At 45.5% G+C, this 1,562-nt stretch carries 3 protein-coding genes; 2 read left to right on the top strand and 1 reads right to left on the bottom strand.

What is annotated here, in order from left to right; all coding sequences use genetic code 11:
• Positions 1 to 924, top strand: a 924-nt coding sequence (locus F457_RS14030; protein WP_040921146.1) for a cytidine deaminase-like fold-containing protein, incomplete at its 5' end; no start/stop codon positions are given.
• 2 nt (positions 925 to 926) lie between these two features.
• Positions 927 to 1,337 (top strand): DUF6911 family protein, encoded by a 411-nt coding sequence (locus F457_RS0111635; RefSeq protein WP_018981300.1) that lies wholly within the window; start codon positions 927 to 929, stop codon positions 1,335 to 1,337.
• A 25-nt stretch (positions 1,338 to 1,362) separates the two neighbouring features.
• On the opposite strand, the gene F457_RS14160 is transcribed toward F457_RS0111635, so the two are convergent.
• The coding region (locus tag F457_RS14160) for a hypothetical protein (protein ID WP_211209057.1) at positions 1,363 to 1,562 on the bottom strand (200 nt) is incomplete at its 5' end.

Here is a 1,562-nt window from a genome sequence, read left to right as displayed (position 1 = left end):
GCAGGTGGCCTTGTCGCAGGAGGCGGACATAACAGCAGCGTAAACGCCCTCAACGGCGCCGCAGCAGCCTCCGCTATCCAGCAATATAATCAGGCAAATGAAGATCAGGATACAGAAGAAGAACGAAGAGGCACAGAAGAGCAACGCGCTAATGGAAGAGATTTTCTAAATAAGACAGCGTGGGCTCCTGTTCTTGCAGGCCCATCTGATCTGGGCCTCGCTGTTATTGACGGTGCGGAGGGGCACTATAGTGACGTAGCGCAGGACGTTTTGGGCATGGCGATGGATTTATCGCTCCCGTTCTCGCTAGCAGCTCCTGTAGAAAAGGTCGTGCTTTTCGGAGGGGAAGAGATAGGGTTAGACTTCTTCTTGGATAGGAAATACTCCCCTCTTAGGGGAGACCCACGTGAAATCCCACAAGAGCGACTTCCCGAAGGCACCAGAGAAGAGAATCTGAGGGTTTTTGCCGAGGGAAAAATTGGCGATACGATTTTAAGAGATGTTAACCAAACAGCACGCAATCCAGAGGGTTTTGATGAAGATGCGGAAACAGCTCTTTTTGATATTGTTCGAGAGAAACATCTCAAACAAGAGAAAAAGGCCACAAACCCGGATAAAAAATTTCCAAATGGAACAGCTGGGTCTGCCCATGCTGAGATAGGTCTTCTGCAGCAAGCCCTTGATAAAGGGCTTGCGGATGGAGCACATTTGGATATGACGGTATATGGGGAACCAATCTGTCCCTATTGCCGAAGTGATATTTCTAAAATGGCGGATCGGGTTGGTTTATCTTCTATGAGAGTTAGGAGTTTTTCTGAAAAAGATAGAATAGACTATGAAGTCTTTCATTATTGGAAACCAGGAACTAAATTGAAAGAGAACAAGTCTATGAGAACTATTTTGGGACCTTCTAAGGAGAAGTGAAGATGGGAATTATCAATTTCACCTGGAGGGCAGGTATGGGTTCTTTTAGAAAAGGAGGGGGAGGAGACAATTGTTCTCTTGAGTATGTTTTTAAGCACGTTGAGAAGGTGTCTCAAACGGATGGCACTATTTATTTAAGGAAAGAAGATTTTGAAAATGAAGATTTTAAGGGGGCAGGTGTTTTACAGGTTGATATGATCAATGGGGATTATTTTATGACACTTCTTTATTACGAAGATGATGGGGAGCTCGAAGTAAGAGATTTTACGAACAAAGAAAGAGCAGGAGAAGTGATTAATTTTAACAAAGAAGATTGGAGTGGAGCATTTATTTGTAATGATCTGTCAATCGTAAAGGAGGCATGCCGTCAATTTATCGAAACTGGAGATGTGAGCCAAGATATTTTATCGTAAATTCTAGCGTTCATATCGATATTGATTAAAAACAAAATAGCAAAGTGCCGCTGTAGGAGCGGCCGGAGGCTTCGCCTTTGGCACAGACCACAGCACGGGGGTCAACGCCCTCAGCGGCGCTGCCGCTGCATCCGCTATCCAGCAATATAATCAGGCAAATGAGGACCAAGCGGAGAAAGGGCGTCGAGATGAAGCACGCGCTCATATCGCGGAAGAGACGGGCCA

This window comes from Saccharibacter floricola DSM 15669 (genome assembly GCF_000378165.1).
GTDB classification, from domain to species: Bacteria; Pseudomonadota; Alphaproteobacteria; order Acetobacterales; family Acetobacteraceae; genus Saccharibacter; species Saccharibacter floricola.
This window is presented reverse-complemented; position numbering and strand designations above follow the sequence as displayed.